This is a genomic window from Bacillus carboniphilus (genome assembly GCF_020524035.2).
GTDB lineage: Bacteria > Bacillota > Bacilli > Bacillales > JAIVKR01 > Bacillus_CC.
Window position 1 is genome coordinate 3,126,866 of record NZ_CP129013.1, and the last position, 16,667, is coordinate 3,143,532.

Here is a 16,667-nt window from a genome sequence, read left to right on the forward strand (position 1 = left end):
GTTTCCTTTTTTATTTAGAGAGTGGTAAATTTCGAATATAGATAAAAGACGCAAAAGAGTTGAAGCTAAATAGCAATGGTTGACTCTTCAATAGAGACATGATTAATTGAATGTGCATATTTTTTATAAAAGATCATGGACAAGCATAAATAATTCATAAACAGACTGATAAAAATCACCTGTAATTTAAAATCAAAAATAACAGATAAAAAAATCATTAATGTTAAAGTGACAAAGTTTATTTTCGCCGTCTCTTTTAATACGAAGTTGCTTTTTCCAATTGCTTGTAAGCAATATTTATACACTGAATGTAAAGGGTTAAATAGATTTAGAGCAATGACCATTAACAAAATGTTCATTGAGTACTCAATTAATTGAAGATCATCTGTTATCAAATGAACTAACTCTAATCTAAATATAAAAGAAATTGAGCTTAAAGATATAAAATAGATCATAACGATATAAAAGGAAATTTTAGGTAATGAATGTAGATCAGATTTTTCTTTTACACTGTATCTTTCACTTACTAACGTTAATAGTGATGTGCTATACATATACATGGGCATTAAGATAACACTGATAATCTGACCTACTAATAAATATGCAGATAGTTCTAGGGTACCAATCCTAGCTATAAGAGCATTCACAGCAATAATAAATACTCCGCCTTCTAATAATTCTTGACCAATTAGAGGAATGCTTTCCTTTAGGTTTTTCCTAGCACACTTTAAATATATTAAAATATTCTCAATTCGAACAAAGATGTAACGATAAGATAGAATGACAAAGAGAATAAGGTTGATCATCATAGCCATAATGGTGCCTAATGCAGCTCCTCTCACTCCTAGCTCTGGAAAACCTAATTTTCCGAAGATGAGTAAATAATTTAACCCTAAATTAATGAGCGCCGAACTAGAAGAGCCAATCAATATCCATTTTGTTTTTTTTATTGATTTTAAATAAGGTGGAAAAATTAAATAATAAGAGTTGAAGTAAAACATAGATACTCATGATACTAAGATAGTCTATAGAATGGTTCAAAACTTCACCGTTGAAATTGTAAATATATATAATTAAGGGATGCTTGAAGATTAAAATTATTAAAGCTACACCCACTCCGATTACAGAATTAAAAAGTAGAGAAGAAGTGAATTGAATTTTTAAACCTTTTTCATCACCTAATCCTTTTAGTTTAGATCCATTTATATTTAATGTTACTGTTGTTATGCCTATGATCCCAGCAATTGTATACAGCAAGGTAGAAATAACACCAACAGCTGCAAAAGCTTCTACTGAGACTCTGCCTAACATCATCTGGTCTGTTATTTTTATGATTAAACTAAAAATAGCATTAAGGACGAGTGGCATTGATAGAGCATTTATCTCTTTAATCCTATTTATTAACACAGTCTTTTCCATTTGAAATAATCTCCAATACTTCTTGTGTAGAATTTTCCACAGCAACAATGTGCGAAAATTACTGAAATTAAGTACTTTCCCCAACAACTATAGAACTCAGGAATTACTATGAAAGATAACTTGACACATTATTGTGAATTACTTCACAAATATTACGAAATTCTTCATGAAAAGTCAACACTCTACTAGATAAATATGTTATGGTTTAATATGTATTAAGAGGAATGTAACTGTAAAACGATCTTAACTAGGCAAATCTGTGAAAAGAGTCCTAGAGTAGATCATGAGGGAGAAAATCATGGATAAAGAAATAACGATTGAATCCTATAATTTAAACTGGATCAAGCAATTCGAAGAAGAAAAAGTTAAACTGAAAGGAATGTTAGGTGAAAAAATTCAGTCTATTGAACACATTGGAAGTACGTCTGTTCAGGGATTAGGATCTAAGCCCATTATAGATATTGCTATCGGAGTAGAGGATCTGGAAAACGTAACAGAATTCATAGAACCTTTAAAACAATTAGGATATGAATATGTTTTAAAAGAAGACTTTCCTGAAAGACGCTTCTTTAGAAAAGGTCAATGGAGAGCTGGAACTCATCATTTACACTTTTATAGGTTTGAAGGTGAGCACTGGAACAATCAGATTTTGTTTAGAGACTATTTAAGAGAAAACCCAGATGCTTCAAAAGAGTATTATCAATTAAAAGTTAATTTAGCAATGAAGTTTCGTTTTGATAGAGTCTCCTATACGCAAAATAAAGCTTCCTTTATTCAAAGTGTACTGCGAAAAGCGAAAAAAGAGGAGAAGAGTGTGAAAACGAAAGATAATGGGCTGAGATTTCTTGAATTTCTTAGTATATCAGAGGAAGATATATATACATATGACCCACTTGCTGGATCTTTTGCAGTAATAAAATGTCATGGGGATTACCTTATGTGCTACAACACATGGCGTAAACAATGGGAGTTACCTGCTGGCCGAAGAGAAGAGAACGAAACACCAAAAGAATGTGCAATTAGAGAATTGTATGAAGAAACCGGTCAGTACGTAACACATGTAGCATTCAAGGGGTTGATGAAATCAGTCAGAACCTTAAATGGTGAAATAAGATTGAATCCCATTTATTTTGCAGAGGTTTCAGAGCTTCAACCATTCATTGAAAATGATGAAACTTCTAAAATAAAACTGTGGAATCTAAAGGATGATATTGGAGTTGTAGATTCAGTGGATATTAAAATATTTGATTTTATTTAATTTGAAATAGAAGTAGCGCGTAATCCTTGATCACACCATGATGAAAAATGTTAGGTGATACTATCGTTTCTCGTTGAAAATAGAACTTGAAAGAATAAGGAGTATAGTTTATGACTATCGTGGTCAGTTAGTCTTTTAAGATGAAAAAACTAATGAGTACGGATTAATAACTTACGATGGTGGCACCTCTTATACAGGAATTGCTTATCGTCTTTAGTGTGGTTGTGATTTAGTACAAAGAATAAAAAGATCTTGGATTATTAAATGTAAAAAGTTGTATATTAGTGAAGGGCGCTTGGATATCTAAGCGCTTCCTCATTATTGTATATTGTTCATTTTTGTCTTATTTAAAAGTTGTTCTAAATCATTATCCTCATCTAATCGAAAGAGAAGAGCTAGGTTCAAATGGCTGGTTCTAACAGATTCATACAAGAAAATATTTCCCTATGTTTTCCTTCAAACGCTTTTCAATGTTCATCATCATAGATACTAGTATTGTTACTGAACAAATTAAGAATAAATATTATAGAAAGGATAAACAATAACCATCTCCATAATTATAAAGCCTAGTCCGGAGCTTGGTGTTTCACCCTCGTTCATTTCAGGCATTATAAAAGAAAAGAGATACACTAACAAAATGGTGTAGGAAGCCATAATAATATTGACCACTGTAACTCTTTTCCCTCATTCCAAAATTTATTAATGTATTGATATACGACGAAGGAAAAGGTGATAAGAGCAACTACTATTCCAATAAAAACTAAAACATATGTATTATTAATATCTAAGTTCGTCAGTCTGCTAATACGTAAAACATTGACTAATAGCTGAGTTTCAATTAAGAATAACAATCCATATATTGCACTTAATATATTCACTTGCAAAAACTTCAATGTTCTTCCCTCGCTCAATAGGTAATCTTATATTCACAAAATAATACTAGAAAAAAATCATATTTTTAAAAAAGATAAATTTTCACTATGCAACTTCCAACAATAGTTCAGCGTTGTCAAGTTCTCTTCTAATAGGGGATTTAATTAACATGACTGTTTTGTTAGAAATTGTTACTAATAGGAGTGAAAAAATGAAATAATGTCTATTTTGTCATCTTGACACAGTAGAACAAAAAGAAGTAATAGAAAATGATGAGCATTGTATGTTTTATACAAATTCCATAAGAAATTTTAGTAGTTTTAATTATCGTGAAACTGGATTTTACTTAACTGAAGAAGAATGGTATTCAACTTATCCATTACTTCAAGAAGTAACATCGTTTTGGATAAAAAATATCGTCCGATGGATATAACATTGGATGAAACTGCAACAGTGTTGGAGGTCAGCATATAATGCATTCACATCTTCATGCTTTTCTTCGATTTAATATTGAACCATAGGGATCAGACACTTGTTGAAAAACTTAGAAAACAAGCGGAATTCTGATTGTTATAAACAGAAGTAGATAGAGATTAATTTCTCTGAATTAGGGTAAAGAGGTGAAAATGTGAATTTTAACAAATTAATAAAAATGCCCGAAAATAAGAGCTACAATAGTATTAGAGAAAGGGAAGCAGTTAGAGCTATTATTTTCTCTCAGAAACATATTTTACTAGTCCATTCAAATAGAGGAGATTACAAATTTCCTGGTGGCGGAGTGGAAAATAAAGAGAGTCACTCTGAAGCCCTTATACGGGAAGTTAGGGAAGAAACGGGATATAAAAACTGTATTGTGAAAAACAAGGTAGGAACGGTAATTGAGCAAAATATGGACGAAAACGAGACGAGTAAACTATTCCAAATGAATTCACATTATTATTTGTGTGGGTTGAATGATAGAGAGTATACCTCTCAAAAACTAGAAACATATGAGTCTCTTTTAGGTTTAACACCCAAGTGGGTTTCTATAGAAGAAGCTATAAGACAAAACGAAATTCTATACGGTCAGTTTGAGAACAATAGTTGGTTGGAACGAGAAAACTACGTTTTAAATCTATTAAAGGGTTTAATATAACAAGATATCTTTTGTGGAATCCATTTTATTCTGCTTTTCAGTTTAGTGTGAAATAATGGAGGGAATATAGTTGGAGTATTATAAATATTTGAGACAGTTTGTAGGTCATAGAATCATTATTTTACCAGGATCGTTGTTATTATTTTAAATGAAAAAATGAAATGTTATTACAAAAAAGACATGATGGCTATTGGGGATTGCTTGGAGGTTTATGGATTTAGGAGAAAGTTTTGAAGAAGTAGCAAAAAGAGAAATCTTTGAAGAAACAGGGTTAGTAGTTGAGAACTTGACATTAATACACGTATTTTCTGGCTCAAAATATTACTTTTTGAACACCCACTTTAAAATTGCAAATGGAGATGAAATATATTCCGTAACCGCTGTTTTTTATACGACAGATGTAAATGGAAAGATAAAGGTCGATTATAAGGAGTCAGAGAAAGTGCAATATTTTGCTATGGATGATATGCCAAATGAATTAACTGATGAGTATAGATGTAGAATATTACATAAATCAGGGATATAGGGAAAGGGGAGCATACCTAATATATTATACTTTAAATGAGCAAATTCAGATCAAAAAAATTCCATTAAATTAAATAGAAAAAGACATGACCACTAACTTGGGTTAAAATTAAAGCTCCAACACCATAACCCTAACCAAGGAGTGTTCATGTCCAATGACTAGATTATCACATCAAGAAAAAATCCACAATATTTTAGAGGAATGGCGTTTACCACTTTATTTTTCCAAGCCGTCTATGAACCATCTTGTTTCTATGATTGATGGGATGCTGAGTTTCGGTTTCACAGGAAAGATATCGCAAATTCATGCGCTAAGCTTTTGTAAAAAACATCGTACAACATTAAGCTATTTTTTAAATAAAGGTGCTTGGGACGAAACCTATTTAAATCAAATTACAAAACAAAAAACCGCCCAAACCATTCACAAAAACGCAAGAAAACAAAAGGAACCTGTATTCCTTCTCTTTGATGACACCATCGGACAAAAGACCAAACCTTCGTCACAGGCTCAGTCTCCTATTGAATCTTGTCAGTACCATTTTTGTCACAAAGAAGGAAAACCTGTTTACGGACATCAAGTCGTTGGAATGATGATGCAAAGCGGGGATTTAGCGTATCCCTATGATTTCGCCCTATATAACCAATCGAAAGAAAAGAGTAAAATTCAAATGGCCGTTGATATGATTGACTCTTATGTAAAGCGAACTGTATCAACCTATATCCTTTGTGATAGTTGGTATACCTCTAAACGTATCATTGAAGCTGGACTAGGGAAAGGAATTCATACGATAGGAGCTCTTAGAAGCAATCGCATCTTTTTCCAAAAGGCGAGCGAAAACAAATCAAACAGTTTGTTCCCGATATTTCAATGGAAGAAACCGACCTTGTGACCGTTGGTGATGAAACCTATCGAGTCTATCGTTACGAAGGAAAACTGAATGATTTAGAGCTTGGTGTTGTATTGCTTTGCTTCAAAGAAGGCGAACCAATGGAGCCTAAAAACGTACGCAGCTTCCTATGTACAGATATACAGCTATCCACAAAGAAAATCTTAGACTACTACTCCAAACGATGGTCAATTGAAACGTATTTTAAACAAATAAAAGGATCGTTAGGTTTTGATGGATATCAGATTCGCAGTGAAAAAGCGATCTTGAGATATTGGACAATTTTAAACTTCACCTATATTTTCGCAAGCCTTTTAAAAGGCACAAAATTTTGCGAAGCTCTCCATGAAATCAGGAATCAAAAGTTTGGTAGCATCATTAGGTTTGTATATGATCAAGCAACTCAAGGAGAAGAACTTGAAAAGATTAAAAAAGAGCTTTTAGTTGCCTAGGGTACTTGTCATTTCATTTTTGTTGGTAATTTTTGTATTGATTTTTACTCAATTAGAGTATTATAGAAGAAAACGGTATGTTGTGAAGGGTGAGTTTGTGGAAATATTGAATAACCACTTTAACAACACGAATTTACCTAATCAATTAAAATACGGTTCTCGATTAGTTGGTCGCTGGATGAAAGCAAATAATGATGATACTGTGGAGATATTTGCTATATGGGAATACGATAGTTACGAAGATTATATGGAAATTGAAAAGAAAATTCAAAGTGACCAAGCTCATATAAAACGTATTCAATATTTCTATGAAGAACATGGTGGAAGAGAATTTGTGTATAAGGAATACATCATTGATGTGAAAAATGAAGCTTTAGAGTCTACAGTAAAACGTTAATCTAACTATGGGTTGTTTGATATTTGTTGCTTTAATACAGACAAGAGAATCTTATAGAAAACAACTTCCAATAAGAGGGGGAGTCTTAACGGTAAGTAACTATAGACTACAATTGGAGGAACTAGATTTTGAAATATTTAATATTAGGAGCAACTGGTTTTTTAGGGTCAACAATACATAGATTAGCTGAAAAATCAAATTATACGGTATTAGGTACTTCCAGATATGAGAATGAAAAAGAGAATATAATTAAATTAGATGTAATGGATACAAAGGCAGTAGAACAACTGATTCAAAAGTATATGCCTGATGCAGTTGTATGGTCCTTGTTAAGTATGGATAAAGAGGACGTGCTAATTAACGTTGGTCTAACAAACCTATTAACATCTATTAGTGAACAAACAAAGCTTATTTTTCTTTCTACGGATGGTGTATTTACAGATGGACAAGGAGGACATATAGAGTCTGATAAAACGAGTCCATTAGCTGAAGAAGCGCCTTTAGCGACTTATGTTAATTCAAAAATTACAGGTGAAAAATTGGTGCAAAGTGAGCATCGAAACCACATCATTATCCGAACAGGACCTCTTTATGGAAAGGGGAGTGATCAGAATATTGAACAGCGAACACAAAGGGTTATGAAAGAAGTAGAGGATAAGGATTTCTTTCATGCTGCAACTAATATTTATCGTACATTTGTCCATATTGATGACTTATCAAAAGTCATTTTAGAACTATCTTCTATAGACTTTAAAGGAAAGTTACATGTAGGCCCCTTGCAAAAAGAAAGTTATTATACGTTCTATAAAAAGCGTTTAAAATCTTTTGGTTATGATGAAAATGTTATAAAGCCTTCGATAGTTAATTCAAATCAAAATCCACATATATTAATGGATACGTCATTAAATACGCATAGAGTGAATAACCTTCCTGTTTTGAGATTTAGAACTATAGATTGACGCTGCTATCTATAGATTCATTCTTAATTATATCTCCACTTTTCCTCTTTTAAAAAGTAATGTGTAGAGGTTGCTCATATAAATAAGGTGTTTATGTGGTTGTCTAACTTCTTCCCTTTCACCAATGATTGAATATACGTTTATCTTCCCCCTCTTTTTTTTGATATAATGAAGGAATCGAAGTGCTTGAGGGAGGATTTTTGTGCATGTACGAAGTGAACAAATGGAAGCATGTTTTTAAATTGGATCCGAATAAGCCAATGAGTGATGAAGCATTAGAGGAAATTTGTCAGTCTGGTACGGATGCCATTATTGTCGGTGGGACTGATGATGTAACAGAAGATAATGTCCTTTTCTTACTATCCCGCATACGTCGTTTTCTTGTCCCTTGTGTGCTAGAAGTATCGAACTTAGATGCACTTGTTCCAGGTTTTGACCTTTACTTTATTCCAACCGTTTTAAATAGTCAAGTTACACAATGGGTAACTGGCCATCATCATCAAGCGGTGAAGGAATATGGTCAAATTATGAACTGGGATGAGATTGTTATGGAAGGATATTGTATTGCTAATCCTGATTGTAAAGCTGCAAACCTAACAAATGCAAAAGAAGATTTAACGATAGAAGATATTGAGGCATATGCAATAATGGCTGAAAAAATGTTTCGGTTACCGATCTTTTACTTAGAATATAGCGGTCGTTATGGAGATATTGAGGTTGTGAAACAAGTCAAACATTCTCTAGATCAAACAACGCTCTTTTATGGTGGAGGCATCAAAAATCTACAGCAAGCGGAGGAAATGGCCCAATTTGCAGATGTGATTGTTGTAGGCAATGCCCTATATGAAAACCTTGAAGAAGCACTTGAAACAGTTAAAATTTTGAAATGAGTTGACTGGAAGGGAAAGATTAGAGAAAATAAGAACAAAAGTTCTATTGGTGGTGAGGTCAAATGAGTATTCTTACAGAGAAATTATTGAATGGAATGAATGACCAGCAAAAAAAAGCGGTACAAAAAACAGATGGCCCTTTGTTAATATTGGCGGGAGCAGGGAGTGGAAAAACAAGAGTTTTGACGCATCGAATTGCCTATTTGATGGCAGAGAAACAGGTTGCTCCAAGGAATATTTTGGCGATTACCTTTACAAATAAGGCAGCGCGTGAAATGAGAGATCGGGTGACGAACTTGGTGATGGATCGTGGAGAAGATGTTTGGATTTCTACTTTCCACTCGATGTGTGTCAAAATTTTACGCAGAGATATTGATCGGATTGGCATTAATCGAAATTTTTCTATCTTAGATTCCAGTGATCAGCGCTCTGTCATCAAGCAAATTGTGAAGGATAAAAATTTAGACCCAAAGCAATTTGACCCGAAAGCGATTTTAGGTTCAATTAGCGGTGCAAAAAACGAGCTTATTACACCTGAGCCGTATGAAAAAACGGTCGCTAGCCCTTGGGAGCAAGTAGTTAGTGACGTGTATAAAGAATATCAAAAAAGGTTAGTGAAAAATCAATCGCTCGATTTCGATGATTTGATCATGACGACGATTCAACTGTTTCAACGTGTACCAGAGGTACTTGAATTTTATCAAAGAAAATTTCAATATATTCATGTTGATGAGTACCAAGATACGAATAAAGCGCAATATAGGCTAATAAAAATGTTAGCTAGTCGTTTTAAAAATATTTGTGTGGTCGGAGATTCAGATCAGTCCATTTATCGTTGGCGTGGAGCCGATATTACCAATATATTATCCTTCGAAAAAGATTATCAGCATGCCCAGTTAATTATGCTCGAACAAAACTATCGTTCAACGAAGCTGATTTTAGAAGCAGCAAATGGCGTGATTGAGAATAATGCAGGTCGGAAACCGAAAAAGCTGTGGACGGAAAACGATGAAGGGAAAAAAATCACTTATTATCAAGCAGAAAGAGAGACGGATGAAGCGCAATTTGTTGTTGGTCAAATCCAAGAATTATTAAAAGAACAAAGCTGTAAATTATCCGACATCGCGATTCTTTATCGAACGAATGCACAGTCTCGTGTGATGGAAGAAATGCTTCTTAAATCTAATATCAATTATACGATTGTCGGTGGAACCAAGTTCTACGACCGTAAAGAAATAAAAGACATGCTTGCTTACATGAGGTTAATTGCCAATCCAGATGATGATATTAGTTTTGAAAGAATTGTGAACGTTCCAAAAAGAGGGGTAGGGGCCACGTCCGTCGATAAAATTAGACAATACGCCGTGACGAATGGCTTATCCATGTTTCAATCGATAGGAGAAATTGAACAAATTCCGGTTTCATCAAGAGTGAAAAATACCTTGATCGATTTCAGGGCAATGGTCACTAACTTAGAGCAAATGCAGGAGTATATATCCGTGACGGAGCTGGCAGAGGAACTGTTAGATCGAACGGGGTATCGTGAAATGCTTATAAGCGAAAGAACCATTGAATCGCAAAGTCGTTTAGAAAACTTAGATGAGTTTTTATCGGTGACACAAAGCTTTGAAAAAGATAGTGAAGATAAAAGCTTAGTTGCCTTCTTAACAGACCTTGCCTTGGTCGCGGATGTTGACCAATTAGATGAAGAAGAACCTGAAATACCGGAAGAAAAAGCCGTGCTAATGACTCTCCATTCAGCAAAAGGTTTAGAGTTTCCCATTGTCTTTTTAATTGGGTTGGAAGAAGGCGTATTCCCTCATAGTCGATCATTGATGGAAGAATCAGAAATGGAAGAGGAACGCAGACTAGCTTATGTTGGGATCACTCGTGCAGAAAAACAACTGTATTTAACAAGTGCAAAGATGAGAACGTTATTTGGTCGTACAAATATGAACATTGAATCGAGATTTATTAAGGAGATTCCTGCTTCTTTAGTTGAAAACTTAAATGATAAATTAAACCCAAAACGCGCCGATTCACGATTTGCCAAAAGAAGTAACCGTCCTCCATTTAAGCAAACAGGTGGAGATCAAACGCTATGGGTTGTTGGTGATAAAGCCCAACATAAAACATGGGGCATTGGCACGATCGTTCGTGTAAAAGGAGAGGGATCTGATCAAGAAATAGATGTGGCTTTCCCAAATCCAGTAGGCATTAAACGACTACTCGCGAAGTTTGCCCCAATTGAAAAGTTGAAATAAAAAACGATGGACTGTAAGCATCGTAAGGGGCAGAAGATGGATTTTCAATGGGCTTCAGTTGAACACGCATCTAGAGTGCCTTTCCGTATCTATGCTATTTAAGCACAAAGGAGGACATGAACAGTTAAAGAAAGGATAAGCAAACATAGTCAAAGAGTAACAAAGGTGTAGGTTGTGAACGTTCCCAGACGTTGCGAAAGTGACGGTTGCATAGGGTAGAACCTTGAGGGTCGCCTACATTAGGCAAAAATGCGAAAACCAAGCGAAAAAATCTAACGAAAGGAGAGTCTACTTAGACGAATATACGGTTGTCACTTAACGATGACGTATATATGTAGGGTGGGCTACATCCGAATTTACGCCTGTGGAGTGCTATACTAACCGTAGTAGCGAGCATTTGGCAAAACGGAGCACAGAGAAGCAGGAAACCGTCTGGCATAAATAAATGGTGACATTTGTTTATGTTTTCAGTAGCAGTATGTTTATGGACGAAATGAAAAAACGGGTAGAAGAGTTACAAGAACGTTTAAACAAGTATAATTATCAATACCATGTTCTTGATCAGCCCTCTGTTTCAGATGCAGAATATGACCAATTAATGAAGGAGCTCATTCAGTTAGAAGAGCAATATCCCGAATATAAAGTAGTAGACTCTCCCCTCTTTAAGAGTGGGGGGAGCTCCTTTAGAGAGCTTTCAAAAAGTCGAACATAAAATTCCGATGCTGAGCTTAGGCAATGCCTTTTCCAATCAAGATTTGCTTGATTTTGATCAGCGCGTAAAAAACCAAGTAGGTGAAAATGTAGAGTATATGGTCGAGCTTAAGATTGACGGGCTGGCTGTATCTTTACGATATGAGGATGGAAAATTTGTTAGAGGAGCAACACGCGGAGATGGTCAAATTGGTGAAGATATTACCGAAAACTTAAAAACAATCCGTTCAATCCCTCTTCGTCTTAACCAAGATTTAAGTATCGAAGTTCGCGGTGAAGCTTTTATGCCGAAGCAGTCTTTTGAAAAGCTTAATGAAGAGAGACTAGCGAATGAAGAGGAGCCTTTTGCGAATCCGAGAAATGCCGCAGCCGGTTCATTGCGCCAATTAGATCCGAAAATAGCGGCAAAACGAAATCTCGATATTTTTGTTTATAGTATAGCTGATCTTGGTGATACAGGTGTTACTAAGCAAAACCAAGGATTAGATTTGCTAGACAAGCTTGGATTTAAAACGAACAATGAACGTAAATTATGCAAGGATATGGAGGAGGTCGTCGGTTTATTAGAAGAAATTTTAGACAAAAGACCGTCCCTTCCATATGAAATTGATGGAGTTGTGATAAAAGTAAACCTGCTAGAGCAACAACAGACGTTAGGGTATACAGTAAAAAGTCCACGGTGGGCAATTGCGTATAAATTCCCAGCTGAAGAAGTTGTCACACGGCTTAAGGATATTGAACTTAGTGTAGGAAGAACGGGAGTAGTTACTCCTACAGCCATACTTGACCCTGTTAAAGTTGCAGGAACGACCGTGCAGCGAGCTTCTTTACATAATGAAGATTTAATTCGTGAGAAGGATGTTCGTATTGGGGATCAAGTGGTGATAAAAAAAGCGGGAGACATTATTCCTAAAGTAGTTAATGTCTTGCAAGAGAAACGAACAGGGGGAAGAAAAACCTTTTTCCATGCCGACCAACTGTCCAGAATGTGATAGTGAGCTCGTCCGAATAGAAGAGGAAGTCGCTCTTCGTTGTATCAATCCAAAGTGCCCTGCCCAAGTTCGTGAAGGGTTAATTCATTTTGTATCGCGAAATGCGATGAACATTGATGGATTGGGAGAACGAGTGATTACACAGCTGTTTAAAGAAAATCTTGTACGTGATGTAGCAGATATTTATCAGTTAGAACGAGAGCAGCTTCTCGAGTTAGAGAGAATGGGTGAAAAATCCACAGATAATTTGCTGAAGGCCATTGAACATTCCAAACAAAACTCTTTAGAGAAATTACTTTTTGGATTAGGGATCCGTCATGTAGGAGCAAAGGCAGCAAAAATTTTAGCGGAACAGTTTGAGACGATTGAAGCTATTCGAGACGCTCAGTTTGAAGAACTAACGGCTATTCATGAAGTCGGAGAAAAAATGGCGGATTCAGTCGTCACTTATTTCACTAAACCAGAAGTACAAGAATTGATAGCTGTGCTTCAAACGTTAGGTGTAAACACTAAATATAAAGGATTAAAGAAAGAGCAGGTTCAAGAGTCCTATTTCACGGGGAAAACCGTTGTGTTAACTGGAAAGCTAGAACAATTAACTAGGAATGAAGCGAAAGCACAAATAGAAGCTTTTGGAGGGTCTGTCACCGGAAGCGTCAGTAAAAATACAGATTTATTAATTGCAGGGGAAGCGGCAGGAAGTAAGCTGAAAAAAGCTCAAGAGTTAGATGTAGAGATCTGGAATGAAGAGCAAATGATAAATGAATTCAACAAATAAGAGGTGTGGACCCTTGAGGAAGATTATTGCATTATTGGGGATTGTAAGTATTTTACTCGCTGGCTGTCTCCCGTTTGGTGGCGACGACACAGAAGAGATTGTTCAAGAGAATGAAGAAGGGACGGAAGCGGAAAAAGCCGTCATTCCTAAACACAATATTTCCGATGAATACTACCGTATGGTTTTGGGAGAAGATGGCTTTAACCCGAGTAAAGCAAGAGGGGGTAGTTGCAGGTGACTTAAACACGCGTCTTGACATTGAAGAGTTTGAAACAGGATTAATGCGAGCTGCACAAGAGTCTTTTCCAACGGATGATTATGTCTTTCAAGAAGGACAATATATAGATGCAAGCTTAATTCGGTCCTGGTTAGCTCGAGAAAAAACGGGGGATGACCTGAAAGAGGCACAAGAAAAAGATGCTAATTTCGTAAATGGACTTAACCCAACCAAAAATTCAAAAGAAGAATATACACCTGAATATTTAGCTTCGGTCTTGGAACATAATTTTTTGAGTAAAACGGATAATGGCGAGCTGAAATTGGCCGGGATTTCCATAGGACTTGCGATGAACTCTACTTACTACTATCAAAAAGTACAGTATGGTGCTGAATATGAGGCAGATTTAAAAGAAGCGGATATTCAAGAACAAGCAAAGCAAATAGCTCAAAAGATTTTAAGCCAAGTTCGTCAGTTGGAAGGTCTAGAGCAAGTGCCGATTACCATCGCTGTTTTTCAGCAAGAGGAAAAGTCTTCAATTGTACCAGGGTCGTTTATTTTAAAAACAGATGTGAAGAAAGGTTCCGGTACCATTGATAAATGGGAGGAGATAGACGAAACTTATTATTTCTTTAAATCTGATAAAGCGGACAAAGAAAAAGTGGAAGATGCCGAGACGTTTGATAAGTTTAAAGGAGATGTAGAGGATTTCTTCCCAAATTATTCAGGTGTTGTAGGAACGGCTTTTTATCAAGATAAAGAGTTAACGAAGCTCAAAATCGATGTCACCATGCAATTTAATGGAGAAACAGAGGTCATTGCCTTCTCGCAATTTTTAACAGGTAAAGTGGAAAGTTACTACGGTAAACGAAATTTAAATGTTGAAGTTGTCATCAAGTCTTCTCAAGGGCAGGAAGCGCTCATTTTAATGAAACCAGGTGACGATGAGCCCACCGTTTTCATTGGTCAATAACAAGCTTATTGGCCTTTTTTTGTCATATATTAAAATTAATAATTTCGACTATTAACAAACATTTGATATGTGGGGCTATATTTTTGTAGAATGGTAGGTGAGTACATTTTTATAGGTTGTTCAAAAAGTTTTAAAAAAATGTCGGATGAATAACATTGTTGGTTTGCTTTTCCGCTCCTCAAGTACTAAGTACGTACATTGCGAGTGCTCAAAGCTACACCGCCTCGTTCTTCATCGCCCTTTTTTCCCTACTTTTTGAACTCAGAACTTATAGGTTGTTCAAAAAGTTTTACTATGAATTCGTACATAGACTTACACATTGATCATTGATACTTTTTGAACACGAACTTATATTTTATTAGGAGGCTGATTTTCGTGGTAGTACCTTATAAACATGAACCGTTTACTAATTTTTCAGTCCCAGAGAACAAAAAAGCTTTTGAAGAAGGCTTAAAGCTTGTGGAGTCCTATTTAGGTAAGGATTATCCATTGGTCATTGGTGGCGAGAGAGTAACAACTGAAGATAAAATTGTTTCTATAAATCCAGCGAATAAAGAGGAAGTCATTGGTCGCGTCTCTAAGGCGAATCAAGAGCTTGCTGAAAAAGCTATGCAAGAAGCAACTGAAGCGTTTAAAACGTGGAGAAAAGTCAAACCAGAAGTAAGAGCTGATGTGTTATTCAGAGCGAGCGCAATTGTACGTCGTCGTAAGCATGAATTTTCTGCTATTCTTGTTAAAGAAGCAGGGGAAGCCTTGGAATGAAGCAGATGCTGATACTGCTGAAGCAATCGACTTCATGGAATATTACGCACGTCAAATGCTAAGGCTTAAAGATGGAATGCCAGTTGAAAGTCGTCCAGGCGAATTCAACCGTTATGATTACATTCCTTTAGGTGTAGGGATTGTTATTTCTCCTTGGAACTTTGCTTTTGCTATTATGGCGGGTACAGCTGTTGCAGCGATAGTTTCGGGTAACCCAATTATTCTTAAACCTGCTTCCACAACCCCAGTTGTAGCGGCAAAGTTTGTTGAAGTATTAGAGGAAGCAGGCTTACCAAAAGGTGTTATTAACTATTTACCAGGTAGTGGAGCAGAGGTTGGCGATTACTTAGTTGATCATCCAAAAACTCGTTTCATTTCCTTTACTGGTTCACGTGACGTTGGAACACGTATTTATGAAAGAGCGGCAAAAGTAAACCCAGGACAAATTTGGCTTAAACGTGTCATTGCTGAAATGGGAGGAAAAGATACGATGGTTGTTGATAGCGAGGCTGATCTTGAATTAGCAGCTCAATCGATCGTCAAATCAGCATTTGGCTTTTCTGGTCAAAAATGCTCTGCTTGTTCCCGTGCCATTGTATTAGAAGATGTATATGATCAAGTGTTAAATCGAGTAGTGGAGCTGACAAAAGAATTAACGGTTGGGAATACAACAGACCTATCTAAATTTATGGGACCTGTTATCGATCAAGCAGCATTTGATAAAATTACAAGCTACATTGAAATTGGTAAAGAAGAAGGTCGTCTAGTAGCTGGTGGCGAAGGAGATAGCTCAACTGGATATTTCATTCAACCAACGGTATTTGCTGATGTAGCCTCTGACGCTCGCATCATGCAAGAAGAAATCTTCGGACCAGTTGTGGCATTTACGAAAGCAAAATCGTTTGATGAAGCAATCGAAATTGCAAACAACACAGAGTATGGGTTAACGGGTGCAGTTATTACTAACAACCGTGCTCACCAAGAGCAAGCACGTGAAGATTTCCACGTTGGAAACCTATACTTTAACCGCGGTTGTACAGGTGCCATTGTTGGTTACCAACCATTTGGTGGCTTTAACATGTCTGGAACAGACTCAAAAGCAGGCGGCCCTGACTACTTATTGCTTCATATGCAAGCAAAAACAACGTCAGAAATGTATTAAAACAATTCCCCCC

At 35.9% G+C, this 16,667-nt stretch carries 12 protein-coding genes and 3 pseudogenes; 12 read left to right on the forward strand and 3 right to left on the reverse strand.

The features are described from left to right. Window positions 1–65: 65 nt before the first annotated feature. Window positions 66–842: an MATE family efflux transporter gene (locus LC087_RS16240; protein WP_443111811.1), complete on the reverse strand. Its 777-nt coding sequence runs from the start codon at window positions 840–842 to the stop codon at window positions 66–68. 70 nt (window positions 843–912) lie between these two features. Then, a complete protein-coding gene (locus tag LC087_RS16245; RefSeq protein ID WP_306019705.1) occupies window positions 913–1,419 on the reverse strand; it encodes an MATE family efflux transporter in 507 nt (168 codons plus the stop codon). Between the two features lie 298 nt (window positions 1,420–1,717). Here LC087_RS16245 and LC087_RS19790 point away from each other — a divergent pair, with 298 nt between their 5' ends. Further along, window positions 1,718–2,677: a GrpB family protein gene (locus tag LC087_RS19790; RefSeq protein ID WP_371932615.1), complete on the forward strand. Its 960-nt coding sequence runs from the start codon at window positions 1,718–1,720 to the stop codon at window positions 2,675–2,677. A gap of 629 nt (window positions 2,678–3,306) precedes the next feature. Here the strand turns inward: LC087_RS19790 and LC087_RS16260 are convergent. Continuing rightward, window positions 3,307–3,570, reverse strand: a complete 264-nt coding sequence (locus LC087_RS16260) for a hypothetical protein (RefSeq protein WP_226542792.1) — start codon at window positions 3,568–3,570, stop codon at window positions 3,307–3,309. Window positions 3,571–4,178: 608 nt separating this feature from the next. Here LC087_RS16260 and LC087_RS16265 point away from each other — a divergent pair. From LC087_RS16265 to pruA, 11 genes and pseudogenes are all read left to right on the forward strand, one after another. Next, window positions 4,179–4,685, forward strand: a complete 507-nt coding sequence (locus LC087_RS16265) for an NUDIX hydrolase (protein WP_226542790.1) — start codon at window positions 4,179–4,181, stop codon at window positions 4,683–4,685. Window positions 4,686–4,896: 211 nt separating this feature from the next. Continuing rightward, complete coding sequence (locus tag LC087_RS16270) at window positions 4,897–5,211, forward strand: NUDIX domain-containing protein (protein WP_306019706.1); 315 nt, start codon at window positions 4,897–4,899, stop codon at window positions 5,209–5,211. Between the two features lie 154 nt (window positions 5,212–5,365). Then, a complete protein-coding gene (locus LC087_RS16275; RefSeq protein ID WP_306019707.1) occupies window positions 5,366–6,100 on the forward strand; it encodes a transposase in 735 nt (244 codons plus the stop codon). After that, entirely contained in the window at window positions 6,097–6,549 is a 453-nt protein-coding gene (locus LC087_RS16280) for a transposase (protein ID WP_306019708.1), read from the forward strand. Before LC087_RS16275 ends, LC087_RS16280 begins: the two co-directional genes overlap by 4 nt. A 40-nt stretch (window positions 6,550–6,589) precedes the next feature. Beyond that, on the forward strand, window positions 6,590–6,946 hold the full coding sequence (locus LC087_RS16285) for an NIPSNAP family protein (protein WP_226542671.1): 357 nt from the start codon (window positions 6,590–6,592) through the stop codon (window positions 6,944–6,946). Window positions 6,947–7,074: 128 nt separating this feature from the next. Next, window positions 7,075–7,905 (forward strand): NAD-dependent epimerase/dehydratase family protein, encoded by an 831-nt coding sequence (locus tag LC087_RS16290; protein ID WP_226542612.1) that lies wholly within the window; start codon window positions 7,075–7,077, stop codon window positions 7,903–7,905. Window positions 7,906–8,111: 206 nt separating this feature from the next. After that, window positions 8,112–8,795, forward strand: a complete 684-nt coding sequence (locus tag LC087_RS16295; protein ID WP_226542613.1) for a heptaprenylglyceryl phosphate synthase — start codon at window positions 8,112–8,114, stop codon at window positions 8,793–8,795. A gap of 95 nt (window positions 8,796–8,890) precedes the next feature. Then, the gene (gene pcrA, locus LC087_RS16300) at window positions 8,891–11,059 is read left to right on the forward strand and encodes a DNA helicase PcrA (protein ID WP_371932708.1); all 2,169 of its coding nucleotides are present in this window, start codon (window positions 8,891–8,893) and stop codon (window positions 11,057–11,059) included. 478 nt (window positions 11,060–11,537) lie between these two features. After that, a pseudogene (ligA, locus tag LC087_RS16305) lies at window positions 11,538–13,540 on the forward strand (NAD-dependent DNA ligase LigA). A gap of 13 nt (window positions 13,541–13,553) precedes the next feature. Beyond that, window positions 13,554–14,730: pseudogene (locus LC087_RS16310) on the forward strand (CamS family sex pheromone protein). Window positions 14,731–15,105: 375 nt separating this feature from the next. Beyond that, window positions 15,106–16,654, forward strand: a pseudogene (gene pruA, locus LC087_RS16315) (L-glutamate gamma-semialdehyde dehydrogenase). The last annotated feature ends 13 nt before the right edge of the window (window positions 16,655–16,667 follow it).